Annotated in this window: 23 protein-coding genes and 1 pseudogene; 22 read left to right on the top strand and 2 right to left on the bottom strand. The window is 69.7% G+C overall.

Going from position 1 to position 22,506, the window contains the following annotated elements:
- The first annotated feature begins 58 nt into the window (after nucleotides 1–58).
- Both ffh and ftsH read left to right on the top strand, forming a co-directional pair.
- Nucleotides 59–1,609, top strand: a complete 1,551-nt coding sequence (gene ffh, locus ACFVV1_RS18395) for a signal recognition particle protein (RefSeq protein ID WP_389990235.1) — start codon at nucleotides 59–61, stop codon at nucleotides 1,607–1,609.
- Between the two features lie 208 nt (nucleotides 1,610–1,817).
- On the top strand, nucleotides 1,818–3,731 hold the full coding sequence (gene ftsH / locus ACFVV1_RS18390) for an ATP-dependent zinc metalloprotease FtsH (RefSeq protein WP_389990234.1): 1,914 nt from the start codon (nucleotides 1,818–1,820) through the stop codon (nucleotides 3,729–3,731).
- 31 nt (nucleotides 3,732–3,762) lie between these two features.
- Here the strand turns inward: ftsH and ACFVV1_RS18385 are convergent, their stop codons facing one another.
- Nucleotides 3,763–4,623, bottom strand: a complete 861-nt coding sequence (locus tag ACFVV1_RS18385) for a methyltransferase domain-containing protein (protein WP_389990233.1) — start codon at nucleotides 4,621–4,623, stop codon at nucleotides 3,763–3,765.
- Nucleotides 4,624–4,861: 238 nt separating this feature from the next.
- On the opposite strand from ACFVV1_RS18385, the gene proS reads away from it, so the two are divergent.
- From proS to ACFVV1_RS18295, 18 genes are all read left to right on the top strand, one after another.
- The gene (gene proS / locus ACFVV1_RS18380) at nucleotides 4,862–6,277 is read left to right on the top strand and encodes a proline--tRNA ligase (RefSeq protein ID WP_389990232.1); all 1,416 of its coding nucleotides are present in this window, start codon (nucleotides 4,862–4,864) and stop codon (nucleotides 6,275–6,277) included.
- A 226-nt stretch (nucleotides 6,278–6,503) separates the two neighbouring features.
- Nucleotides 6,504–7,097, top strand: a complete 594-nt coding sequence (locus ACFVV1_RS18375) for a hypothetical protein (protein WP_003965961.1) — start codon at nucleotides 6,504–6,506, stop codon at nucleotides 7,095–7,097.
- Nucleotides 7,098–7,254: 157 nt separating this feature from the next.
- Nucleotides 7,255–7,698: a 30S ribosomal protein S16 gene (gene rpsP, locus ACFVV1_RS18370; protein WP_030928571.1), complete on the top strand. Its 444-nt coding sequence runs from the start codon at nucleotides 7,255–7,257 to the stop codon at nucleotides 7,696–7,698.
- A gap of 2 nt (nucleotides 7,699–7,700) precedes the next feature.
- Nucleotides 7,701–7,940: an RNA-binding protein gene (locus ACFVV1_RS18365; RefSeq protein WP_005311361.1), complete on the top strand. Its 240-nt coding sequence runs from the start codon at nucleotides 7,701–7,703 to the stop codon at nucleotides 7,938–7,940.
- A gap of 92 nt (nucleotides 7,941–8,032) precedes the next feature.
- Nucleotides 8,033–8,629, top strand: a complete 597-nt coding sequence (rimM, locus tag ACFVV1_RS18360) for a ribosome maturation factor RimM (RefSeq protein ID WP_389990231.1) — start codon at nucleotides 8,033–8,035, stop codon at nucleotides 8,627–8,629.
- Nucleotides 8,629–9,450, top strand: a complete 822-nt coding sequence (trmD, locus tag ACFVV1_RS18355; protein ID WP_389990230.1) for a tRNA (guanosine(37)-N1)-methyltransferase TrmD — start codon at nucleotides 8,629–8,631, stop codon at nucleotides 9,448–9,450. The genes rimM and trmD overlap by 1 nt, the downstream gene beginning before the upstream one ends.
- Nucleotides 9,451–9,615: 165 nt before the next feature.
- Complete coding sequence (gene rplS, locus ACFVV1_RS18350) at nucleotides 9,616–9,966, top strand: 50S ribosomal protein L19 (RefSeq protein ID WP_389990229.1); 351 nt, start codon at nucleotides 9,616–9,618, stop codon at nucleotides 9,964–9,966.
- Nucleotides 9,967–10,011: 45 nt separating this feature from the next.
- On the top strand, nucleotides 10,012–10,782 hold the full coding sequence (gene lepB / locus ACFVV1_RS18345; protein ID WP_389990228.1) for a signal peptidase I: 771 nt from the start codon (nucleotides 10,012–10,014) through the stop codon (nucleotides 10,780–10,782).
- A complete protein-coding gene (lepB, locus tag ACFVV1_RS18340; RefSeq protein ID WP_389990227.1) occupies nucleotides 10,775–11,800 on the top strand; it encodes a signal peptidase I in 1,026 nt (341 codons plus the stop codon). The genes lepB (ACFVV1_RS18345) and lepB (ACFVV1_RS18340) overlap by 8 nt, the downstream gene beginning before the upstream one ends.
- Nucleotides 11,751–12,647 (top strand): signal peptidase I, encoded by an 897-nt coding sequence (gene lepB, locus ACFVV1_RS18335; protein ID WP_389990481.1) that lies wholly within the window; start codon nucleotides 11,751–11,753, stop codon nucleotides 12,645–12,647. The genes lepB (ACFVV1_RS18340) and lepB (ACFVV1_RS18335) overlap by 50 nt, the downstream gene beginning before the upstream one ends.
- 50 nt (nucleotides 12,648–12,697) lie before the next feature.
- The gene (gene lepB, locus ACFVV1_RS18330; RefSeq protein WP_389990226.1) at nucleotides 12,698–13,453 is read left to right on the top strand and encodes a signal peptidase I; all 756 of its coding nucleotides are present in this window, start codon (nucleotides 12,698–12,700) and stop codon (nucleotides 13,451–13,453) included.
- Nucleotides 13,443–13,931 (top strand): NUDIX hydrolase, encoded by a 489-nt coding sequence (locus ACFVV1_RS18325; protein ID WP_389990225.1) that lies wholly within the window; start codon nucleotides 13,443–13,445, stop codon nucleotides 13,929–13,931. The genes lepB (ACFVV1_RS18330) and ACFVV1_RS18325 overlap by 11 nt, the downstream gene beginning before the upstream one ends.
- A 64-nt stretch (nucleotides 13,932–13,995) precedes the next feature.
- On the top strand, nucleotides 13,996–14,304 hold the full coding sequence (locus tag ACFVV1_RS18320; RefSeq protein ID WP_003965949.1) for a DUF2469 domain-containing protein: 309 nt from the start codon (nucleotides 13,996–13,998) through the stop codon (nucleotides 14,302–14,304).
- A 232-nt stretch (nucleotides 14,305–14,536) separates the two neighbouring features.
- On the top strand, nucleotides 14,537–14,896 hold the full coding sequence (locus ACFVV1_RS18315; protein ID WP_389990224.1) for a YraN family protein: 360 nt from the start codon (nucleotides 14,537–14,539) through the stop codon (nucleotides 14,894–14,896).
- Nucleotides 14,896–16,521 carry a YifB family Mg chelatase-like AAA ATPase gene (locus ACFVV1_RS18310; protein ID WP_389990223.1) on the top strand — a complete coding sequence of 542 codons (1,626 nt, stop codon included), beginning with the start codon at nucleotides 14,896–14,898 and terminating at the stop codon, nucleotides 16,519–16,521. Before ACFVV1_RS18315 ends, ACFVV1_RS18310 begins: the two co-directional genes overlap by 1 nt.
- Nucleotides 16,518–17,762 carry a DNA-processing protein DprA gene (gene dprA, locus ACFVV1_RS18305; RefSeq protein WP_389990222.1) on the top strand — a complete coding sequence of 415 codons (1,245 nt, stop codon included), beginning with the start codon at nucleotides 16,518–16,520 and terminating at the stop codon, nucleotides 17,760–17,762. The genes ACFVV1_RS18310 and dprA overlap by 4 nt, the downstream gene beginning before the upstream one ends.
- Nucleotides 17,763–18,004: 242 nt before the next feature.
- Complete coding sequence (whiG, locus tag ACFVV1_RS18300) at nucleotides 18,005–18,841, top strand: RNA polymerase sigma factor WhiG (RefSeq protein ID WP_389990221.1); 837 nt, start codon at nucleotides 18,005–18,007, stop codon at nucleotides 18,839–18,841.
- Nucleotides 18,842–18,959: 118 nt separating this feature from the next.
- On the top strand, nucleotides 18,960–19,517 hold the full coding sequence (locus ACFVV1_RS18295) for a TetR/AcrR family transcriptional regulator (RefSeq protein ID WP_389990479.1): 558 nt from the start codon (nucleotides 18,960–18,962) through the stop codon (nucleotides 19,515–19,517).
- A gap of 215 nt (nucleotides 19,518–19,732) precedes the next feature.
- On the opposite strand, the pseudogene ACFVV1_RS18290 reads toward ACFVV1_RS18295, so the two are convergent.
- Nucleotides 19,733–20,227, bottom strand: a pseudogene (locus ACFVV1_RS18290) (peptidoglycan DD-metalloendopeptidase family protein); the annotation flags it as partial.
- 277 nt (nucleotides 20,228–20,504) lie between these two features.
- Here ACFVV1_RS18290 and rpsB point away from each other — a divergent pair.
- Nucleotides 20,505–21,473, top strand: coding sequence for a 30S ribosomal protein S2 (gene rpsB / locus ACFVV1_RS18285; protein WP_389990220.1), 969 nt, complete (start codon nucleotides 20,505–20,507; stop codon nucleotides 21,471–21,473).
- A gap of 102 nt (nucleotides 21,474–21,575) precedes the next feature.
- Nucleotides 21,576–22,412, top strand: a complete 837-nt coding sequence (tsf, locus tag ACFVV1_RS18280) for a translation elongation factor Ts (protein ID WP_389990219.1) — start codon at nucleotides 21,576–21,578, stop codon at nucleotides 22,410–22,412.
- The last annotated feature ends 94 nt before the right edge of the window (nucleotides 22,413–22,506 follow it).

The following is a 22,506-nucleotide window of genomic DNA, read 5'->3' as shown; positions in this document are numbered from 1 at the left end:
CGGATACCCTGGGGTACCGAATCCACTTTGCCCCCGACCCTGAGGACCGACGAGCGCCGTGTTCGATACTCTCTCCGACCGCCTTGCCGCGACTTTCAAGAACCTCCGGGGCAAGGGCCGCTTGTCCGAGGCGGACATCGACGCCACGGCCCGCGAGATCCGTATCGCCCTGCTCGAAGCAGATGTCGCCCTGCCTGTCGTTCGGCCCTTCATCGCCAAGATCAAGGAGCGGGCGCGCGGTGCCGAGGTCTCCCAGGCGCTGAATCCGGCGCAACAGATGATCAAGATCGTCAACGAGGAGCTCGTCGGCATCCTCGGCGGCGAGACCCGGCGGCTGCGGTTCGCCAAGAACCCGCCCACCGTGATCATGCTCGCGGGTCTCCAGGGTGCCGGTAAGACCACCCTCGCCGGAAAGCTCGGCCTCTGGCTCAAGGGCCAGGGCCACTCCCCGCTGCTCGTGGCCTGTGACCTCCAGCGCCCCAACGCCGTCAACCAGCTCAGCGTCGTCGCCGACCGCGCGGGCGTGGCGGTGTACGCCCCCGAGCCGGGCAACGGCGTCGGCGACCCGGTCCAGGTCGCCAAGGACTCGATCGAGCACGCCAGGTCCAAGCAGTTCGACGTCGTGATCGTCGACACCGCCGGCCGTCTCGGCATCGACCAGGAGCTGATGCAGCAGGCCGCGGACATCCGCGACGCCGTCAGCCCCGACGAGATCCTCTTCGTCGTCGACGCGATGATCGGCCAGGACGCGGTCAACACCGCCGAGGCCTTCCGCGACGGCGTCGGCTTCGACGGCGTGGTGCTCTCCAAGCTCGACGGTGACGCCCGCGGTGGTGCGGCCCTGTCGATCGCCCACGTCACGGGCAAGCAGGTCATGTTCGCGTCGAACGGTGAGAAGCTCGAGGACTTCGACGCCTTCCACCCCGACCGCATGGCGTCCCGCATCCTCGACATGGGTGACCTGCTCACCCTGATCGAGCAGGCGGAGAAGACCTTCAGCCAGGAAGAGGCCGCCAAAATGGCCTCCAAGCTGGCGTCCAGCAAGGGCAAGGACTTCACGCTCGACGACTTCCTGGCCCAGATGGAGCAGGTCAGGAAGATGGGCTCCATCTCCAAGCTGCTCGGGATGCTGCCCGGCATGGGGCAGATCAAGGACCAGATCAACAACATCGACGAGCGCGACGTGGACCGTACCGCCGCGATCATCAAGTCGATGACCCCGAAGGAACGCGCCGAGCCGACGATCATCAACGGCTCGCGCCGCGCCCGGATCGCCAAGGGTTCCGGTGTCGAGGTCAGCGCCGTGAAGAACCTGGTGGAGCGGTTCTTCGACGCGCGCAAGATGATGTCGAAGATGGCGCAGGGCGGCGGCATGCCGGGGATGCCCGGGATGCCGGGCATGGGCGGTGGTCCCGGCCGGCAGAAGAAGCAGGTCAAGCAGGCCAAGGGCAAGCGCAAGAGCGGCAACCCGATGAAGCGCAAGGCCGAGGAGGAGGCCGCGGCGGTCCGTCGCGAGCAGGCGGCGGCGCAGGGCGGTGCGTTCGGTCTGCCGGCGCAGGAGGACAAGAACTTCGAGCTGCCGGACGAGTTCAAGAAGTTCATGGGCTGATCGCCCGACTGCACATGTGTGAGGGGCGCCCACCGCCGGTGGGCGCCCCTCACACATGTGCCGCGTGTGCCGCGCGTTCCTGTGCGGCGTGCGGTCCCGGCTGAGGGCCGTGCTTCCCTCTCCGGGCCCACTGGAAGGCCCCACAAGGGGCTATGGGCTGGTTTCTCCTTTAATGTCACATTCACTGACTGTCGGCAGAGGAGCGCGCGTGACCACCCCCGTACCTCCCCGCGATCGAACCGATCAGCCGTGGCGCTCCGAGGGCGCCCCGCCACCCCCGCCACCGGGCCGGAAGATGCCAGGAGGCTGGGGCGGACTGCTGCTCACCGCTCTCGCCGTCTATCTGATCGCCAATCTGGTGCTGTCCTTCTTCAACGGGGAGGCGGAGCGCACGGTCGCGTACACGGAGTTCAGCAAGCAGGTCACCTCGGGCAATGTCTCCAAGATCTACTCCAAGGGTGACGCCATCCAGGGGCAGCTCAAGAAGGAGGCGAAGGTCCCGGGAACCGACAAGAAGTACACCAAGTTCGTCACGCAACGGCCCGCGTTCGCGGACGACAACCTCTGGGCCGAACTGGTCAAGAACAATGTCGCGGTCACCGCCGAGCCCGTCGTCCAGCAGCGCAGCTTCCTCGCCAACCTGCTGATCTCGCTGGCCCCGATGCTGCTGCTCGTCCTGCTCTGGGTGTTCGTCGCCCGCCGGATGGCCAAGGGCATGGGCGGCGGTATGGGCGGCTTCGGGCGCAAGGCCCCGCCCAAGCCCGTCGAGCTGGAGGCCGGCCGGCGCACCACCTTCCAGGACGTGGCCGGGATCGACGAGGTCGAGGGCGAGCTCAACGACGTCGTGGACTTCCTGAAGAACCCGCAGGAGTACCGGAGGATGGGCGCCCGGATGCCCGGGGGAGTGCTCCTCGCGGGACCGCCCGGCACCGGCAAGACGCTGCTCGCACGGGCCGTCGCGGGTGAGGCCGGGGTGCCGTTCTTCTCGGCTTCGGCCTCCGAGTTCATCGAGATGATCGTCGGCGTCGGCGCGAGCCGGGTGCGGGAACTCTTCGCGGAGGCGCGCAAGGTCGCCCCCGCCATCGTCTTCATCGACGAGATCGACACCATCGGCCGGGCCCGCGGCGGCGGCTCCGGCATGGGCGGCCACGACGAGCGCGAGCAGACGCTCAACCAGATCCTCACCGAGATGGACGGCTTCTCCGGTTCGGAGGGCGTCGTCGTCCTCGCCGCCACCAACCGCGCCGACGTCCTCGACCCCGCCCTCACCCGGCCCGGCCGCTTCGACCGGATCGTCCAGGTCAGCCCGCCGGACCGGCGCGGCCGGGAGGCGATCCTGGAGATCCACACCCGGCAGATCCCGCTCGCCGACGATGTGAACCTGGCCCAGGTGGCCGGTACGACCCCCGGTATGACCGGCGCCGATCTCGCCAACCTCGCCAATGAGGCGGCGCTGCTCGCCGTCAAGCGCCGGCAGTCCGAGGTCGGCCAGTCCGATCTCTCGGACGCCCTGGAGAAGGTCCAGCTGGGGGCGGAACGCTCACTGGTCATGTCGGACGAGGAACGCCGCAGGACCGCTTACCACGAGAGCGGGCACGCCCTGCTCGGCATGGTCCAGCCGGGCGCCGACCCGGTCCGCAAGGTCACCATCGTGCCGCGCGGCCGGGCCCTGGGCGTCACCCTCTCGACGCCGGACGCCGACAAGTACTCCTACACCGAGGACTATCTGCGTGGCCGCATCATCGGTGCGCTCGGCGGCATGGCCGCCGAGCAGGTGGTCTTCGACATGGTCACCACCGGCGCGGAGAGCGACCTGGAACAGGTCACCAACCTGGCCCGCGGGATGGTCGGCCGCTGGGGCATGAGCCACAAGGTCGGCAGGCTGACGGCGATCCCGAGCGACGCCCAGCAGGCGTACGGGCTCTCCGCGGCCCCCGCGACGCTAGACGCGGTGGACGGCGAGATGCGCCGCATCGTCGACGAGTGCTACGAGGAAGCGTGCCGGCTCCTGCGGGAAAACCGGCACAGGCTGGACTCGCTGGCCGCGGCACTGCTGGAGAACGAGACGCTGGACGAGGCCGCGGCCTATCGGGCGGCGGGCATCGCCCGCCTGGCCAAGTAGCCGCCGCGGCCCGGACGGTGCACACGGAGCTTCAGGTCGTGCACACGAGATAGCGGAAGACGTTCGGCATCCAGATCGTGCCGTCCCCGCGCAGATGCGGATGCAGAGCCTCCGCGACCTCCTTCGCCACCTGGTCCCGGTCCGTCGCCGATACCGCCGCGTCGAAGAGCCGCGTCGACAGCAACCCCCGTACCGCGCTGTCCATGTCCGCGTACCCGAACGGGCACGCCACCCGGCCGGAACCGTCCGGGCTCAGACCGGCCCGGAACGCCACTTCCTCCAGATCGTCCCGCTCCCACGGCCGCCAGCCACCGGTGCGCGGCGCCCGGGCCCCGTCGCAGAGCCGCCCCGCCACCCGCAGCACCGGCGCCGTCGCGCACCGCTCCGGCGGACCCCACCCGGTCAGCACGACCGTGCTGCCCCGGGCGGCCAGCGGTACGGCCGACCGCAGCGCGTCCACGAGCCGTTCCCCGTCACCGGCCGAGCAGCCGATCGGAGTGAACGCGGTGATCAGGCCGTACGGCGCCCCGTCGGCCGGGGTGGCCGCGGACGGATCACCGTCGACGAGCCGGGCGTGCCCGGCCGGAGTTCCGGCATCGCCCCCCGGATCGGGCAGCAGCCGGGCGCGGGCGAGCGCCAGCCGTTCGGAATCGGTATCGACACCGGTGACGCGCGCGCCCCGCGCGGCCGCGATCAGCAGCGAAAGACCGGAGCCGCAGCCGAGGGAGAGCAGCCGGGTGCCGGTTCCCACTTCGAGCCGCTCGTACACCGCTTCGTACAGCGGTGCGAGCATCCGCTCCTGGATCTCGGCCCAGTCCCGGGCACGGGTACCCGGATCCACCGGGGTGGCCGTGTCCGCGCAGCTGTGGTGCCGGACGAGCGTTGGTGTCATGGAAGCGCCCCAATCCGCCGAGAGGTCGGTCGTGTCCGATCGGTCGTGCCCGAGTGGATGTTCCCCCTGCGCGTCTGCGTCCGCTCCCCCCGTATGTCAGAGAACTGCGCATCCGCGCCCACGTCCAGAGGTCTGATGGCAATGGTTGTGTGCTCCGGAGCTGCGCCCGTGCTCACGGCCCGTGGAGGCAGGGCCAGTCGCTCCGTGTGGTGGGCGGTGTCGCCGTACGATGCGCGCCATGGCAAAGGCACCCGTTCTCACGCCCCAGGCCGAGGACTTTCCCCGCTGGTACCAGGATCTGATCAACAAGGCCGAACTCGCGGACAACGGTCCGGTGCGCGGCACCATGGTCATCCGGCCGTACGGATACGGCCTGTGGGAGCGGATGCAGCAGGAGATGGATGCCCGGATCAAACAGGCCGGCGCCCGGAACGCCTACTTCCCGCTCTTCATCCCCCAGTCTTACCTGACACGCGAAGCCGAGCACGTCGAGGGCTTCGCACCGGAACTCGCGATCGTGACCCACGCCGGCGGAAAAGAGCTCGAAGAGCCCGTGGTGGTGCGGCCGACGTCCGAAACGATCATCAACGAGTACTTCTCGAAATGGATCCAGAGCTACCGGGATCTGCCGCTGCTGATCAACCAGTGGGCGAACGTCGTGCGCTGGGAGATGCGCCCGCGGGTCTTTCTCCGTACGACGGAATTCCTCTGGCAGGAGGGCCACACCGCCCATGCCACCTACGAGGAGGCCCGGGAGTACGCCGCGTACATCCACCGGGAGGTCTACGCGGACTTCATGGTCAACGTCCTGGGTATCGACGTGGTCCTGGGCCGAAAGACCCCGGCCGAGCGGTTCGCCGGGGCCGTCAACACCCTGACGCTCGAAGGAATGATGCGGGACGGCAAGGCCCTGCAACTGGGTACGAGCCACGAACTCGGCACGAACTTCGCCAGGGCCTTCCACACCAGCTACCTGTCCAGGGAAGGCAGGCAGGAGCTCGTCTGGCAGACCTCCTGGGGTTCGTCGACCCGCATGGTCGGCGGTCTGATCATGGCGCACGGCGACGATCACGGCCTCCGGGTGCCGCCGCGCCTCGCCCCCGTCCAGGCCGTCGTCCTCGCGGTCAAGGGCGACGATGCGGTACTGGCCGCGGTCCGGTCGCTCGGGGAGCGGCTGCGCGCCGCGGGGATCAGGGCCGAGGTCGACGACCGCACCGACACCCCGTTCGGCCGTCGCGCCGTCGACTGGGAACTGAAGGGCGTGCCGGTACGGATCGAGATCGGCCCGCGCGATCTGGCGGACGGTACCGCGATGCTGGCCCGGCGGGTCCCCGGCGGGAAGGAACCGGTGGCCATCGAGGCTCTGCCCGCGCTGCTCCCGACGGTCCTGGAGGAGGACCAGGCAGCTCTGCTGCGGGAGTCCCGGAGCCGGCGCGAGTCGGCCACCAGCGAGGTCGCGTCCGTCGAGGAGGCCGTGGAGGCGGCGGCCGCGGGTGGCTGGGCGCGTATCGCCTGGTCGGCCCTCGGCCCGGCGGGGGAGGCCCGGCTCGCGGAGCACGGGGTGTCCGTACGGTGCCTGGTCGCCGGGGACGGGTCCGTGCCGGGTGCGGACGACGCCCCCGGTACTGTCGCCCTGGTGGCCCGCGCCTACTGACGCCCCACCCGCCTCCGGGGCCGCCCGACGGCCCGGCGTACGGTTGCCGTCTACGCCCGGGCGTACGGGGCGCTACGTACCACCTTGGTGTGAGCTGTGAGACTTCTCCGCAGATCAGCGCACCCGCCCTCGTCAGGACGCATCAATGGCAACTGACTGGTACGTGCAAATTATTTGGGATGGCCCGGAATCGGAACACCGGGGCCCTCGTGCTCGTTGTCACGACGTGAGCACGACACCACCTGTACTTGCCGCAGAGCTGGCGCAGGCGTGGGCCGACATTCAGCGGTACCACCCCGAGCTGCCCGATCTAGCCGCGCCCGAGTCCCTGATCGGAGAGTCCTCGTCCGCCTGTGGCGCCGAACTCTCCTTCGAGCGACTGCTCCACGAGGCAGTCCACGGCATCGCCGCCGCGCGAGGTGTCCGCGACACCTCGCGGGCCGGCCGCTACCACAACCGACGATTCCTCGCGATCGCCGAGGAGTTGGGCCTCGACCACGCCGAGGAGCCCCACCCCAGCAGTGGCTTCTCGCTGGTCACGCTCAATCCCGAGGCCAAGCGGAGATACCGCCCGACGACCGAGCGGCTGCAGCGCGCCCTCAAGGCGCATACGGTCGCCACCGCCGCCGACACCAAGCGTTCCTTCCGCGGGCCGGCCGCCCGGCACGGCTCCTCAGGCGGGGGCGTCCGCGTCAAGGCCGTCTGCGACTGCGGACGCAATGTGCGGGTCGTCCCGTCGGTGCTGGCACAGGCGCCGATCGTCTGTGGTGGCTGCGGAAAGCCGTTCCGTATCCCCGAAGCCGCGGTCGCGGTGGGGTGACCCGACGCGGTGTGGCACAATGGCTAGCTGTACTCGACAGTCGCACAGGACCCCTCTCTCCTCCGGCTGACGCGTCCATCGGGCACCCGAGTACCGCAACCCCACGTGGCATCTTCGTTGTGCCCAACCACGTCATAGACCAGGAGACACCACTTCCGTGGCAGTCAAGATCAAGCTGAAGCGTCTGGGCAAGATCCGTTCGCCTCACTACCGCATCGTCGTCGCCGACTCCCGTACCCGCCGTGACGGCCGGGCCATCGAGGAGATCGGCCTGTACCACCCGGTACAGAACCCCTCGCGCATCGAGGTCAACTCGGAGCGTGCGCAGTACTGGCTGTCCGTCGGCGCCCAGCCGACCGAGCCGGTTCTCGCGATCCTGAAGCTCACCGGTGACTGGCAGGCCCACAAGGGTCTCCCGGCCCCCGCGCCGCTGCTGCAGCCGGAGCCCAAGGCCGACAAGCGCGCCCTGTTCGAGGCCCTGGCCAAGGACACCGGCGAGGAGTCCAAGGGCGAGGCCATCACGCAGAAGGCGAAGAAGGCCGACAAGAAGGCGGACGAGGCGGCTGACGCTGCCGCGCCTGCCGAGTCGACCGAGGCCTGAGCATGCTCGAGGAGGCTCTCGAGCACCTCGTGAAGGGCATCGTCGACAACCCTGACGATGTGCAGGTCGCCTCGCGCAACCTGCGCCGTGGTCGCGTGCTGGAGGTCCGGGTCCACCCCGACGACCTCGGCAAGGTGATCGGCCGCAACGGTCGCACCGCACGCGCGCTGCGTACCGTCGTGGGAGCCATCGGCGGCCGTGGCATCCGCGTCGACCTCGTCGATGTGGATCAGGTTCGCTGACAGAGTTGAACACCGGCACGGGCCGGGGAGGGCCATGCGCCCGCCCCGGCCCGTCGTCGTACGACAGGGTCGTAGGACAGGAGAAATACAAGGTGCAGTTGGTAGTCGCGCGGATCGGCCGTGCCCATGGCATCAAGGGCGAGGTCACCGTCGAGGTGCGTACGGACGAGCCGGAGCTGCGGCTCGCTCCCGGGGCCGTGCTCACCACCGAACCGGTCGGCGTCGGACCGCTGACGATCGAGACCGGCCGGGTGCACAGCGGACGGCTGCTGCTGCGCTTCGAGGGCGTACGCGACCGTACGGCTGCCGAGGCCCTGCGCAACACGCTCCTGATCGCCGAGGTCGATCCGGCGGAACTCCCCGAGGATCCCGAGGAGTTCTACGACCATCAGCTCATGGACCTCGACGTGGTCCTCGCCGACGGCACCGAGATCGGCCGGATCACCGAGATCACGCATCTGCCGTCCCAGGACCTCTTCATCGTCGAGCGGCCGGACGGCAGCGAGGTGATGATCCCGTTCGTGGAGGAGATCGTCGCCGAGATCGATCTCGAAGCGCAGCGCGCCGTGATCACCCCGCCGCCCGGTCTGATCGACGAGAGCCAGGCCGTGATCGACTCCTCGCGAGACGAAGACCGCGAAGAAGAGGACGACGGGGACGAGGCGCCCGGGGCCGGGAAGGACGCCTGATGCGCCTCGACGTCGTCACGATCTTCCCGGAGTACCTGGAGCCGCTGAACGTCTCCCTCGTCGGCAAGGCCCGCGCGCGCGGCCGCCTCGACGTGCACGTGCACGACCTGCGTGACTGGACGTACGACCGGCACAGCACGGTCGACGACACCCCGTACGGCGGCGGCCCCGGCATGGTCATGAAGACCGAGCCGTGGGGCGAGGCGCTGGACGACGCGCTGGCAGCCGGGTACGAGGCCGGGGCGCACTCCCCGGTGCTCGTGGTGCCCACACCCAGCGGCCGCCCGTTCACCCAGGAGCTCGCCGTCGAGCTCTCCGAGCGGCCGTGGCTGATCTTCACCCCGGCCCGCTACGAGGGCATCGACCGGCGGGTGGTGGACGAGTACGCGACCCGTATGCCGGTCGTCGAGGTGTCCATCGGGGACTACGTGCTGGCCGGCGGGGAAGCCGCGGTACTGGTGATCACGGAGGCGGTGGCCCGGCTGCTGCCCGGCGTGCTCGGCAATGCCGAATCGCACCGGGACGACTCCTTCGCCCCCGGCGCGATGGCCAATCTGCTGGAGGGGCCCGTCTACACCAAGCCGCCCGAGTGGCGCGGCAGGGGCGTCCCGGACGTCCTGCTCAGCGGGCACCACGGGAAGATCGCGCGCTGGCGGCGGGACGAGGCGTTCCGTCGCACCGCGCTCAACCGGCCCGATCTGATCGAGCGCTGCGAGGCAACTGCCTTCGACAAGAAGGACCGCGAGATCCTCTCCATCCTCGGCTGGTCACCGGAGCCCGGGGGCCGATTTTGGCGCAGGCCCGAGGCCGTGGAAGAATAGGCCGCTGCTGTCCGTCCGACGTGCGCCCCTGCCACAGGGGGAAAGCGACCGTTGTGTTCCCCATGGACATGGGGATGGTCCCGACGCCCGCCCGACGTGATCAGCACCCCGAATTCATCACTCTCCCGTCGATGACCTGTGGCATCGGCGAAGAAAGCAGACAACATGGCTTCCCTGCTCGATGGCGTCAACGCCGCCTCGCTGCGTACCGACCTCCCGGCCTTCCGCCCCGGCGACACCGTCAACGTCCACGTGCGAGTGATCGAGGGCAACCGCTCCCGTATCCAGCAGTTCAAGGGCGTAGTCATCCGCCGCCAGGGCTCGGGCGTCAGCGAGACCTTCACGGTCCGCAAGGTCTCCTTCAGCGTCGGCGTCGAGCGCACCTTCCCGGTGCACAGCCCGATCTTCGAGAAGATCGAGCTCGTCACCCGCGGTGACGTCCGTCGCGCCAAGCTGTACTACCTCCGTGAGCTGCGCGGCAAGGCCGCGAAGATCAAGGAGAAGCGCGACAAGTGAGCTGACTCCCAGGTCCACAGGACGGCCGGATAGGCTCTGGCCCCGATGGACACGGAAGCCAAGCACACGGAGCGCGACCGCTCCTCCGCACCCGAAGCAGGGTCGGAGGAGGGGTCGCGCTCCTCGCGTATCCCGGACCGGCTGACCGCCTCGATCTCATGGCGGCGGACCGCCGCGCTCAGTGTCGTCTGCTCGGTCTTCGTGCTGCTCGTCAGCGCCTTCGTGGTGCAGCCCTTCCTGATTCCCAGCGGCTCGATGGAGTCCACCCTTCGGGTGGGGGACCGGGTGCTGGTGAACAAGTTGGCGTACCGTTTCGGCTCCGTACCGCAGCGCGGCGATGTCGTGGTCTTCGACGGCACCGGTTCCTTTGTGCAGGAGCCGCCCCGGGAGAATCCCGTCACCGGACTGCTGCACGGTGCGGCAGCCTCCCTGGGCCTGGCGGAGCCCGCCCGGACCGACTACGTGAAGCGGGTGGTGGGCGTGGGGGGTGACCGGGTGGTCTGCTGCGACAAGCAGGGACGGCTCGAGGTGAACGGCAGCCCGGTCGACGAGGACTATCTGTACCCGGGCGATGCACCGTCCCGGGTGCGCTTCGACATCGTCGTCCCCGACGGCACGCTGTGGATGATGGGCGACCACCGCAGCAATTCCCGCGACTCGCGTGACCACCTGGGAGAGCCGGGCGGTGGCATGGTCCCGGTCGACATGGTGATCGGCCGGGCGGACTGGATCGGCTGGCCGCTGGGCCGGCTGGGCTCGCTGCCGGACAGCACGGCCTTCGCCGGTCCACGGGCGCCGGGCGGGGCCCATGGGTAACCGCCGGCGGGGGCAGAGCGGGGGCGATCCCGAGATACCGCCGCCGTCCGGCGCCGGGCCGACGCCCGCGCGCTCGCTGCCGACCAGGGCGGAGCGGCGCAAGCTCGCCCGCAAGGTCAAGCGGCGGCGGCGCAGGTCGGCCGTCCGGGAGATCCCCCTTCTCATCACCGTGGCGCTGCTGATCGCGCTCGTGCTCAAGACCTTCCTGGTGCAGGCCTTCGTGATCCCGTCCGGATCGATGGAGCAGACCATCCGGGTCGGCGACCGGGTGCTCGTGGACAAACTGACACCCTGGTTCGGATCCAGGCCCCGGCGCGGCGATGTCGTCGTCTTCAAGGACCCGGGCCACTGGCTCAAGCAGGAGAGCACCGGCAAGAAGAACCCGCCCGTCGTCGTCAAACAGGCGAAGGAAGCGCTGACCTTCATCGGCCTGCTGCCGTCGGACAACGAGCAGGATCTGATCAAACGGGTGGTCGCGGTCGGCGGTGACAAGGTGAAGTGCTGCGACAAGGGCGGCCGGATCACCGTCAACGGCGTACCGCTCGACGAGCCCTATCTCTATCCCGGCAATCCGCCCTCCCTCATCAAATTCGAGGTAAAGGTTCCGGCCGGACGGATCTTCGTGATGGGCGACCACCGGTCGGATTCGGCCGATTCGCGCTACCACCTGGACGAGCCGGGACACGGCACGGTTTCCGAGGACGAGGTCGTGGGACGTGCCGTTGTCATCGCCTGGCCCTTCGGTCACTGGCGAAAACTGGAGGAACCGGCGACTTTCGACTCGGTCCCTGACGCGCGCGCCGGGACGGCGGCTGCCTCGGGCTCGTCGAATAGTGTGTTGTCCAAGGATCCCAACGGAATGATCCCTCTCCCGACCCCTGCGGAACTCCCGCTCGTTACGGGAGTGGTGGGCCTGCACCGGCTAGGGCGCAGGCGGTGGCACGGAGTAAGGAGTGGATGTGGGGGATTTGGCGGTCGGCGCACGATCCGGACACGAGGAACCCGAGGACCGGCCTGACAATCCGGAGAATGTCGAGTCCGCCGGGGCGACGGACCGCACGGAGGGTGACGGCGACTCTCCGGACGGCGGTGGTACGGCCCAGAAGAAGCCGCGCTCCTTCTGGAAGGAGCTGCCCCTGCTCATCGGCATCGCGCTGGTTCTCGCGCTGCTGATCAAGACGTTTCTGGTACAGGCGTTCTCGATCCCCTCGGACTCGATGCAGAACACGCTCCAGCGGGGCGACCGGGTGCTGGTCGACAAGCTGACCCCGTGGTTCGGCGCGGAGCCCAAGCGCGGCGAGGTCGTGGTCTTCCACGACCCGGGCGGCTGGCTGGAGAACACCCAGGCGGCCAATCCCAATGTGATGCAGAAGTTCCTCAGCTTCATCGGACTGATGCCGTCCGCGGAGGAGAAGGACCTGATCAAGCGGGTCATCGCGGTCGGCGGCGACACGGTGGAGTGCAAGAAGGACGGCCCCGTCGTGGTCAATGGCAAGGCCCTGGACGACAAGTCGTTCATCTTCCCGGGGAACACCCCCTGCAACGACGAGCCGTTCGGCCCGATCAAGGTGCCCAAGGGCCGGATCTGGGTGATGGGCGACCACCGCCAGAACTCCCTCGACTCCCGCTATCACCAGGAGCTCCCGGGCGGCGGCACGGTCTCCGACGACGAGGTCGTCGGCCGCGCCATCGTCGTGGCCTGGCCGATCAACCGCTGGTCGACCCTGCCCGTCCCGAAGACCTTCGACCAGCCGGGGATCAGCGCGGCGATGGGCCTGGCCCCCGGAGCACTCGGTGTGGCCGGTGCGCTGCCCATTGTGCTGTGGCGTCGCAGGAAGCTGACCAGCGGGCGTACTGCCGGGTAGTGTGCCGACTCGGATCAGCGGTTGTCGATCTCCGAGGTGGGGGCGCTGGGATGAGTGCAATAGGACGTACAGGTGACGGCCACGGCCGGCTCGGCAGCATGCTGTCGGGGCTGGCCGTGGCCGTCGGCTGTGTGCTCTTTCTCGGCGGGTTCGTCTGGGGGGCCGTGGTGTACCGGCCCTACACGGTGCCGACCGGGTCGATGACGCCGACGGTGCATGCCGGCGACCGGGTGCTCGCCCAGCGGATCGACGGCGGCGAGGTGCACCGAGGCGACGTGGTGGTGTTCACCGATCCGGCGTGGGGCAACAACATGCCCATGGTGAAGCGGGTCGTCGGGATCGGCGGCGACACGATCGCCTGCTGCGACAAGGGCCGGCTCACGATCAACGGCAAACCCGTAGAGGAACCGTATCTGCAGACCGAGGGCCTCGCCTCGATGAAGAACTTCACGGCGGATGTGCCCGCGGGTCAGCTCTTCCTGCTCGGTGACGAGCGCAGTTCCTCGCTGGACTCCCGGGTCCATCTGGAGGACCCGGGGCAGGGTTCCGTACCGCGCAGCGCGGTGCAGGCCCGAGTGGACGCCATAGCCTGGCCGATGAACGGCATGGTCGGGCGGCCGCAGGCCTTCGCGTTCCTCCCGGGCGGAGTGTCGTCGCCCGGGCCGCTGCGGCTGCAGCTCGGTGCCGTGGTGGCCGGTGTGGCGCTTATCCTCGGCGGTGCCGCGTACGGCCCGATCGCGGCACGGTCCGCGCGATCGGACCGCAGGCGGAACAAGCGGGAAGGGACGACGGCCGGTGCGCACTGAGAAGCGGAAGGCCGCCCGGGTGGTACTCCTGGACCCCGACGACCGCATACTCCTGATACACGGGTTCGAACCGGAGGACCCCGCGAGCACCTGGTGGTTCACCCCCGGTGGCGGTCTGGAGGGCGCGGAGACCCGGGAACAGGCCGCGCTGCGCGAACTTGCCGAGGAGACCGGGATCACCGATGTCGAGCTGGGTCCGCTGCTCTGGCAGCGGCTGTGCTCGTTCCCGTTCGACGGGCGCCGCTGGAACCAGGACGAGTGGTACTTCCTGGCACGCACGACGCAGACCGTCACCGACACCAGCAGGATGACCGGACTGGAGCAGCGCAGCGTCGCGGGTCTGAGGTGGTGGACCTCCGCCGAACTGTCGGCAGCGCGTGAGACGGTGTACCCGACCAGGCTCGCCGAGTTGCTGCGCACGCTGCTCGACGAGGGTCCTCCGCGTACGCCACTGGTTCTGGCCCCCGAAATCGCCTAAGCGCCCAGGGGCGCCGGGGCCTGGCGCACAATGGGGGCACGCACGGCTGAAGGGGAACATGCCAATGAGCGCCGAGGACCTCGAAAAGTACGAGACCGAGATGGAGCTGAAGCTCTACCGGGAGTACCGAGATGTCGTCGGTCTGTTCAAATATGTGATCGAGACCGAACGGCGCTTCTACCTCACCAACGACTACGAGATGCAGGTGCACTCGGTTCAGGGCGAGGTGTTCTTCGAAGTATCCATGGCGGACGCCTGGGTCTGGGACATGTACCGGCCCGCCCGCTTCGTCAAGCAGGTACGCGTGTTGACGTTCAAGGACGTCAACATCGAGGAGCTCAACAAGAGTGATCTCGAACTTCCGGGCGGCTGAGCCGGCTCTCCGGGGGAGACCCAGGGGGATCCGAGGAGGATTCGAGGGGAAGACCCGAAGGGGAGCGCTTGCCGCTTCCGGGGGATTGACCCCCACCTTCGGGTGATCTCCAGCTTCGGGGGATCGATTCCCACCTCCGGGTGGCCGAGTTGTCCACAATCCAGGAGTTGTCCACCAAGATCCACAAGCCGGGGCCGAACGCGTCAGAGTCGGTCCCGGAGGTGGTGCCGATATGAACGCACGGGGGGCACTCGGGCGGTTCGGCGAGGATCTGGCGGCGCGGCTGCTGACCGACGTCGGCATGTCCGTACTGGAACGGAACTGGCGCTGTCGTGCCGGTGAGATCGACATCGTCGCGATGGACGGCGACGCACTCGTGGTCTGCGAGGTGAAGACCCGCAGGGCGGGCGCCTTCGAACATCCGATGGCGGCGGTCACCCCGGTCAAGGCGGAGCGGCTGCGACGGCTGGCCGGGATCTGGCTCCACCGGCACGGCGGCCCGCCGCCCGGCGGGGTCCGGATCGACCTGGTCGGCGTGGTGCTGCCCAGGCGTGGAGCGCCCGTTGTCGAGCATGCGCGCGGGGTGGCCTGATGGGGTTCGCGCGGGCGTGTTCAGTGGCGCTCGTCGGCGTCGAGGGCGTGGTGGTGGAGGTTCAGGCGGACCTGGAGGCCGGGGTGGCCGCGTTCACCCTGGTGGGGCTGCCGGACAAGAGCCTGGTGGAGAGCCGGGACCGGGTCAGGGCCGCAGTCGTGAACTCCGGGGCCGAGTGGCCGCAGAAGAAACTCACGGTGGGTCTGTCACCGGCCTCCGTGCCGAAAGGCGGCTCCGGATTCGATCTGGCGGTGGCCTGCGCGGTGCTGGGAGCGGCCGAGCGGATCGATCCGGCGTCCATCGCCGATGTGGTGATGATCGGTGAGCTGGGGCTCGACGGTCGGGTGCGGCCGGTGCGCGGGGTGCTGCCCGCCGTGCTCGCCGCGGCGGAGGCCGGGTACCGCCAGGTCGTCGTGCCCGAGCAGACCGCGGGGGAGGCGGCGTTGGTGCCCGGGGTCTCGGTTCTCGGGGTGCGGAGCCTGCGCCAGCTGATCGCGGTGCTCTGCGACGAGCCGGTGCCGGACGAGCGGCAGGCCCACGACGAGGGGCGCCCCGACACCATGCTGGCCGGGCTGATGGTGCCCGGCGCGGGGATCGGCACCGGGCTCACCCGGGGGCCCGGGCAGGGCGACGGCAATCCGCCGGATCTCGTGGACGTGGCGGGGCAGCGGCGTCCCCGCAAGGCGCTGGAGGTCGCCGCGGCGGGCGGTCACCATCTGCTGCTCTCCGGGCCGCCGGGCGCCGGCAAAACCATGCTGGCCGAGCGATTGCCGGCGATCCTGCCGGTGTTGACGAGGAAGGAGTCCCTGGAAGTCACCGCGGTGCACTCGGTGGCCGGCATTCTGCCGCCGGGGGAACCGCTGGTCACCCGGGCGCCGTACTGCGCACCGCACCACTCGGCGACGATGCAGTCGCTGGTCGGCGGGGGCAACGGGCTGCCGAGACCCGGTGCGGTCTCCCTGGCCCACCGAGGGATTCTCTTTCTGGACGAGGCACCGGAATTCTCCATGCGGGTGCTGGACGCGCTGCGCCAGCCACTGGAGTCGGGGCATGTGGTGGTGGCACGCAGCGCCGGGGTGGTGCGGCTGCCCGCCAGATTCTTGATGGTGCTGGCCGCCAATCCCTGCCCGTGCGGCCGACACTCACTCAGCGGCGCGGGTTGCGAGTGCGCGCCGTCGACGGTCCGCCGCTATCAGTCGAGGCTCTCCGGGCCCCTGCTCGACCGGGTCGATCTGCGGGTGGCCGTCGATCCCGTCAGGCGCGAGGACCTGATGGGGCAGGGCGGCAGGGGCGAGCCGACGGCCACCGTCGCGGCCCGGGTCCGGGAGGCGAGGGCGCGAGCGGCGGAGCGGCTGGCCGGCACCGCGTGGACGACCAACAGCGAGGTGCCCGGCCATGAGCTGCGGACCCGGCTGGTCGCGGCACCGGGCGCGCTCATGGAAGCCGAACGGGACATGGAACGCGGCTTGCTCACGGCTCGGGGCCTGGACCGGGTGCTCAGGGTGGCGTGGACCGTCGCCGATCTGCGCGGTGCCGACCGGCCGGAAGCCTCCGACATCGCCGTGGCGCTGGAACTGCGGACCGGGATCCCCCGGGGCACCCTGATGGAGGCCGGAGCGTCATGACAGTGCGGGCGGACCACGACCAGGGGCAGCACCCGGAGCGCGGCGCGGGGCCCGAGCCAGGACCGGAGGGGGAGCCGGGGGTGGCGGTGAGCGATCGGGAACGCCTGGCGCGGGCCGCGCTGACCCGCGTCCTGGAGCCGGGGGACGAGCGCGGCGGCCGATGGCTGCGCGAAATCGGCGCCGTCGAGCTGATACGGCGGATCACCACCAGGGACGGGGCCGCGGAGCAACTGACCGGAATGACTCCGAAACGTCTCGACGCGTACCGGCTACGGGCCGAGAACGCCGAGCCCGAGCAGGACCTCGCGGCAGTCGCCGTGCTCGGCGGGCGGTTCGTCTGCCCCGGGGAGCGGGAGTGGCCCAGCCAGCTCGACGACCTGGGAGACGCCAGGCCGACCGGCCTGTGGGTGCGGGGACCGCGCGATCTGCGGCTCTGGGCGCTGCGCTCGGTCGCCGTGGTCGGCGCCCGTGCCTGCACGCCGTACGGCTCCCACATGGCGGCGAGCCTCGGCGCGGGTCTCGCCGAGCTGGGGTGGGTGGTGGTCTCGGGAGCGGCATTCGGGGTCGACGGGGCAGCTCATCGTGGCGCGCTCGCTGTCGACGGGGCGACCATGGCGGTGCTGGCCTGCGGGGTGGACGTCGCCTATCCCCGGGGCCATGCCGAGCTGATCGGACGCATGGCGGAACAGGGGCTCGTCATCGGCGAATTGCCACCGTCCGGTCATCCGACCCGCAGCAGATTCATTCTCCGGAACCGGGTCATCGCCGCGTTGACGCGCGGGACGGTGGTGGTCGAGGCCGAATACCGCAGCGGTTCGCTGGTCACCGCACGCAGCGCGCAGCGCCTCGGCCGCTTCACCATGGGGGTGCCGGGCCCCGCCACCAGCGGGTTGTCGGCAGGAGTCCATGAACTCCTCCGCGGGGAAGGCATCCTGGTGACGGACGCCGCGGAAGTAGCCGAACTGGTGGGGGACATCGGCGAGCTGGCTCCGGCCAGGCACGGCCCCGTACACCCCAGGGACTTGCTGGACGCAGTCTCCGCCAGGGTCCTCGACGCGCTGCCGTCGCGCGGCGCCGTCAGCGGGCGCGAGGTGGCCCGCACGGCGGGAACCAGCGCCGACGAAGCGCTCGGCAGGCTGTACGAACTGCACTCACTGGGGTTCGTCGAACGCGATGGCGATGGATGGCAGTTGACGCCGCGACGTATATGCAATGGCGACGCGCGGCGAGGCGGTACTTGACCTGGAGCATTCGGGTGAAAAGGTGATGCCGATGACCTCGGCGGATCCTTCAGCGACGCTTCCGGGGCCGGCGCACGAGGCGACGGCCCCGGACCCCAGACATGTTCGATCGGACGGAATGGCACAGCGCCGATCCACTGTCCTGCGCGGACCGCGACGCCTCAGTCACGCTACGCTCACAAGGATTCCGACTCAGACACAAGTCCCCCAGCACTTCACAGCAGAACGGCTCAAGGCACCACATGCCCCAGCACACCTCCGGGTCTGACCGCGCGCCAGTACCACCGGCTGCGCGTGGCACTGTGCGCCCTCCGGCCCCCTCCTCGCTCGACGAGTTGTGGCGTTCATACAAGTCCACGGGCGACGAGCGGCTGCGGGAGCAGCTGATCCTGCACTACTCGCCGCTGGTGAAGTACGTCGCGGGCCGGGTGAGTGTGGGCCTGCCTTCCAACGTCGAGCAGGCGGACTTCGTCTCCTCGGGCGTCTTCGGACTGATCGACGCGATCGAGAAGTTCGACATCGAGCGCGCGATCAAATTCGAGACGTACGCGATCACCCGCATCCGGGGCGCGATGATCGACGAACTCCGGGCGCTGGACTGGATCCCTCGCTCGGTGCGCCAGAAGGCGCGGGCCGTGGAACGTGCCTATGCCACGCTGGAGGCGCAGCTGCGACGCACCCCTTCCGAGCCGGAGGTCGCTGCGGAAATGGGCATCGCGCTGGAGGAACTGCATGCGGTTTTCAGCCAGTTGTCCCTCGCGAACGTCGTCGCGCTGGAAGAGCTGCTGCACGTCGGCGGCGAGGGCGGCGACCGGCTGAGCCTGATGGACACGCTCGAGGACACCGCCGCCGACGATCCGGTGGAGGTTGCCGAGGACCGTGAGCTCAGGCGGCTGCTCGCCCGGGCGATCAATACGCTTCCGGAGCGTGAGAAAACGGTCGTCACGCTCTACTACTACGAGGGCCTCACCCTCGCCGAGATCGGCAACGTGCTCGGGGTCACCGAGAGCCGTGTCAGCCAGATCCACACCAAGTCGGTGCTGCAACTGCGTGCGAAACTCGCCGACGCCGGCCGCTGAGACCCTCCCGGTGGCCGCTGCGGTTGTGGCTGCTTCGGCCACCGATCGGGGCCTTGAGCGCCCTTTCGAACACCGGCCGCCGTAGAGTGGACGGGTGCCCAGGATTCGAGCGGCCTCGGTGGCCGAGCACCGGACCATGCAGCGCGGCGCCCTCCTGGACGCCGCCCGCTCCCTGCTGTCAGAGGGCGGTACGGAGGCGTTGACCTTCCCCGCCCTCGCCGAACGCACGGGCCTCGCCCGGTCCTCCGTCTATGAGTATTTCCGCTCCCGTGCGGCCGTCGTCGAAGAGCTCTGCGCCGTCGACTTCCCCATCTGGGCGGCCGAGGTCGAAGGCGCGATGGAGCAGGCCACCACGCCGGAGGCGAAGATCGAGGCCTACGTACGGCGACAGCTCGACCTCGTCGGGGACCGCCGCCACCGAGCGGTCGTCGCGATCTCGGCGAGCGAACTGGACGCGGGCGCACGCGAGAAGATCAGGGCCGCGCACGGCGGGCTGATCGCCATGATCGTCGAGGCGCTCGGCGACCTCGGCCATGAACAGCCGAGGCTCGCGGCGATGCTGCTGCAGGGCTCGGTGGACGCCGCGGTACGGCGTATCGAACTCGGCGTGGCGGAGGAGCCGGGCGTGATCGCGGACACCGCTGTCGCCATGGTCCTGCGCGGCGTACGGGACTGACGTCGGGGCCGCACGGCGGCGACGACGAGCAGAACGCCGGGGGCGGCGAGTCCGTCCCCGGCCCCCTCGGCCGAAGGCCGCGGCTCCGGTACGCCGAACACCGGCAGCAGCCGGGACGGCCCTCGCCGCAGCAGCCCGGGCGGCAGCAGCGACAACGGATCCAGATACGCGTCACTGCGCCGAAGCCCCCAGTGCAGACAGCCCGACGCGCAGTGGAAGGGCCCCGCCTCCATTACCGCCACGACCTGTCCCGCCACCACCTCCTCGCCCTTCGCGACCAGTGCGCGCACCGGCTCGTACGTGGTCCGCTGCGGCGGATCACCCGTCCCGGCCACCTCGATCGCCAGCACCCCGCGCCCCGCCACACGCCCTGCAAATGAGACCCGGCCCGAGGCCGCGGCGAGCACCGCCGTGCCCGGCTCCGCGGCGAGATCCACCCCGCGGTGGCCCCGCCCGTAGGCGTCGGCCGGCGGCTCCCATCCCCGTACGACCACGGGCCGCCCGGCAAGCGGCCACACGGCGGCAGGCACGGCCCCCGTCCCTGCCGCTGCCGCGACCGGCACACCGCACAGCGTCGCGAGAACGGTCACCACCGCCACGAGCGCGGCCTCGCAGAGCCGGGGTCCGCGCACGAGCCGGGGTCCGCGCACGAGCCGGGGTCCGCGCACGAGAAGGGAAGGGGAAACGGGCGGATCAGGTGTGCATCGCATGGCAGAACGGTCCCGCGCCGCGCGGATTCGCGGGGATCATGGTCCGGATCTGTGGACTACCGACCGGTTGTGGACAACGCCGTCACCCGGCACCCGGCCCGTCCCGTACACTTCCTATGGCGATCCGGGTCACCGGGTCGACTTCGCACGCCCCGCCACCTCCCTCTCTGCGGACGGTGGCCGCGCTCCTCGGTCCCTTGTGGCACGGCGCGTCGGGGCGTCAGGCGCGACAGCAATCCTGCGGTCGCGGCAACCGAGCACCTCAAGGAGTACGGCCATGGCCGTCGTCACGATGCGGGAGCTGCTGGAAAGCGGCGTCCACTTCGGTCACCAGACCCGTCGCTGGAACCCGAAGATGAAGCGCTTCATCTTCACCGAGCGCAACGGCATCTACATCATTGACCTGCTCCAGTCGCTGTCGTACATCGACCGCGCCTACGAGTTCGTCAAGGAGACCGTCGCCCACGGCGGCTCCATCATGTTCGTCGGTACCAAGAAGCAGGCCCAGGAGGCCATCGCCGAGCAGGCGACGCGCGTCGGCATGCCGTACGTCAACCAGCGTTGGCTCGGTGGCATGCTCACCAACTTCTCCACCGTCTACAAGCGCCTTCAGCGTCTGAAGGAGCTCGAGCTCATCGACTTCGAGGACGTGGCCGCCTCCGGCCTCACCAAGAAGGAGCTCCTGGTTCTCTCCCGCGAGAAGGCCAAGCTGGAGAAGACCCTCGGTGGTATCCGCGAGATGCAGAAGGTGCCGAGCGCCGTCTGGATCGTCGACACCAAGAAGGAGCACATCGCCGTCGGTGAGGCGCGCAAGCTCCACATCCCGGTCGTCGCGATCCTCGACACCAACTGCGACCCCGACGAGGTCGACTACAAGATTCCGGGCAACGACGACGCGATCCGCTCCGTCACGCTGCTCACCCGCGTGATCGCCGACGCCGTCGCCGAGGGCCTCATCGCCCGTTCCGGTGCCGCCACCGGTGACTCGAAGCCGGGCGAGAAGGCCGCCGGCGAGCCGCTCGCCGAGTGGGAGCGCGACCTGCTCGAGGGCGACAAGAAGGCCGACGCCGAGGTGCAGACCTCTGCCGAGACCGAGAAGGTCGCGGACGCTGCCGAGACGCCGGCCGAGGCCGCTGCCGAGGCCCCCGCTGCCGAGGCTCCGGCCGCTGAGGCCCCCGCCGCCGAGGCTCCGGCCGCTGAGGCCCCCGCCGCCGAGGCTCCGGCCGCGGACGCCGAGCAGGCCTGACGCCTCCGTCACGGCTGAATGACGGCGGGGGCCGGTGCCACAAGCACCGTCCCCGCCGTCCACCCGTAGATCTTTCAGACTTCGAGAGAGAAACACAGACTCATGGCGAACTACACCGCCGCTGACGTCAAGAAGCTCCGCGAGCTGACCGGCGCCGGCATGATGGACTGCAAGAAGGCGCTCGACGAGGCCGAGGGCAACGTCGACAAGGCCGTCGAGGCGCTCCGTATCAAGGGTCAGAAGGGCGTCGCCAAGCGCGAGGGCCGTTCTGCCGAGAACGGTGCCGTCGTCTCCCTCATCTCCGAGGACAAGACCTCCGGTGTTCTGCTCGAGCTGAAGTGCGAGACGGACTTCGTCGCCAAGGGCGAGAAGTTCCAGACCGTCGCGAACACGCTCGCCGCCCACGTCGCCGCGACCTCCCCGGCCGACCTGGCCGCGCTGCTCGCCTCCGAGATCGAGGCCGGCAAGACCGTCCAGGCGTACGTCGACGAGGCCAACGCCAACCTCGGCGAGAAGATCGTCCTGGACCGCTTCGCGCAGTTCACCGGCGGTTACGTGGCTGCGTACATGCACCGCACGATGCCCGACCTCCCGCCGCAGGTCGGTGTCCTGGTCGAGCTCGACCAGGAGAACGCCCAGGTCGCCAAGGACGTCGCGCAGCACATCGCCGCCTTCGCCCCGAAGTACCTCAACCGCGACGAGGTCCCGGCCGAGACGGTCGAGAACGAGCGTCGTGTCGCCGAGGCCACCTCTCGCGAGGAGGGTAAGCCGGAGGCCGCCCTTCCGAAGATCGTCGAGGGTCGCGTCAACGGTTTCTTCAAGGAAGTCGTCGTCCTGGAGCAGGCGTTCGCCAAGGACAACAAGAAGTCCGTCCAGAAGGTTCTGGACGAGGCCGGTGTCACCCTGAAGCGCTTCTCGCGCATCAAGGTCGGCATCTGAGTCCGTCCGCGAACAACGGTGGACCCCGTTAGGGTCCAGTGCAGTCGTCGGCCGCACTCATGCCGTACGACCGCAGATCTGACGAGGAGGCCAT

It is taken from the genome of Streptomyces sp. NPDC058092 (assembly GCF_042884935.1).
GTDB lineage: Bacteria > Actinomycetota > Actinomycetes > Streptomycetales > Streptomycetaceae > Streptomyces.
Note: the sequence above shows the minus strand (reverse complement) of the source record. Positions and strands in the feature narration are given on the sequence as shown.

What these genes read in the sequence shown, in the direction of transcription:
- dprA (WP_389990222.1), top strand. Translation starts at nt 16,518, where the DNA reads ATGACAGTGCGGGCGGACCACGACCAGGGGCAGCACCCGGAGCGCGGC.
- proS (WP_389990232.1), top strand. Translation starts at nt 4,862, where the DNA reads ATGGCAAAGGCACCCGTTCTCACGCCCCAGGCCGAGGACTTTCCCCGC.
- whiG (WP_389990221.1), top strand. Translation starts at nt 18,005, where the DNA reads ATGCCCCAGCACACCTCCGGGTCTGACCGCGCGCCAGTACCACCGGCT.
- ACFVV1_RS18320 (WP_003965949.1), top strand. Translation starts at nt 13,996, where the DNA reads ATGAGCGCCGAGGACCTCGAAAAGTACGAGACCGAGATGGAGCTGAAG.
- lepB (WP_389990227.1), top strand. Translation starts at nt 10,775, where the DNA reads ATGGGTAACCGCCGGCGGGGGCAGAGCGGGGGCGATCCCGAGATACCG.
- trmD (WP_389990230.1), top strand. Translation starts at nt 8,629, where the DNA reads ATGCGCCTCGACGTCGTCACGATCTTCCCGGAGTACCTGGAGCCGCTG.
- ACFVV1_RS18310 (WP_389990223.1), top strand. Translation starts at nt 14,896, where the DNA reads ATGGGGTTCGCGCGGGCGTGTTCAGTGGCGCTCGTCGGCGTCGAGGGC.
- ACFVV1_RS18315 (WP_389990224.1), top strand. Translation starts at nt 14,537, where the DNA reads ATGAACGCACGGGGGGCACTCGGGCGGTTCGGCGAGGATCTGGCGGCG.
- lepB (WP_389990228.1), top strand. Translation starts at nt 10,012, where the DNA reads ATGGACACGGAAGCCAAGCACACGGAGCGCGACCGCTCCTCCGCACCC.
- rpsB (WP_389990220.1), top strand. Translation starts at nt 20,505, where the DNA reads ATGGCCGTCGTCACGATGCGGGAGCTGCTGGAAAGCGGCGTCCACTTC.
- rplS (WP_389990229.1), top strand. Translation starts at nt 9,616, where the DNA reads ATGGCTTCCCTGCTCGATGGCGTCAACGCCGCCTCGCTGCGTACCGAC.
- tsf (WP_389990219.1), top strand. Translation starts at nt 21,576, where the DNA reads ATGGCGAACTACACCGCCGCTGACGTCAAGAAGCTCCGCGAGCTGACC.
- ACFVV1_RS18365 (WP_005311361.1), top strand. Translation starts at nt 7,701, where the DNA reads ATGCTCGAGGAGGCTCTCGAGCACCTCGTGAAGGGCATCGTCGACAAC.
- ACFVV1_RS18385 (WP_389990233.1), bottom strand. Translation starts at nt 4,623, where the DNA reads ATGACACCAACGCTCGTCCGGCACCACAGCTGCGCGGACACGGCCACC.
- lepB (WP_389990226.1), top strand. Translation starts at nt 12,698, where the DNA reads ATGAGTGCAATAGGACGTACAGGTGACGGCCACGGCCGGCTCGGCAGC.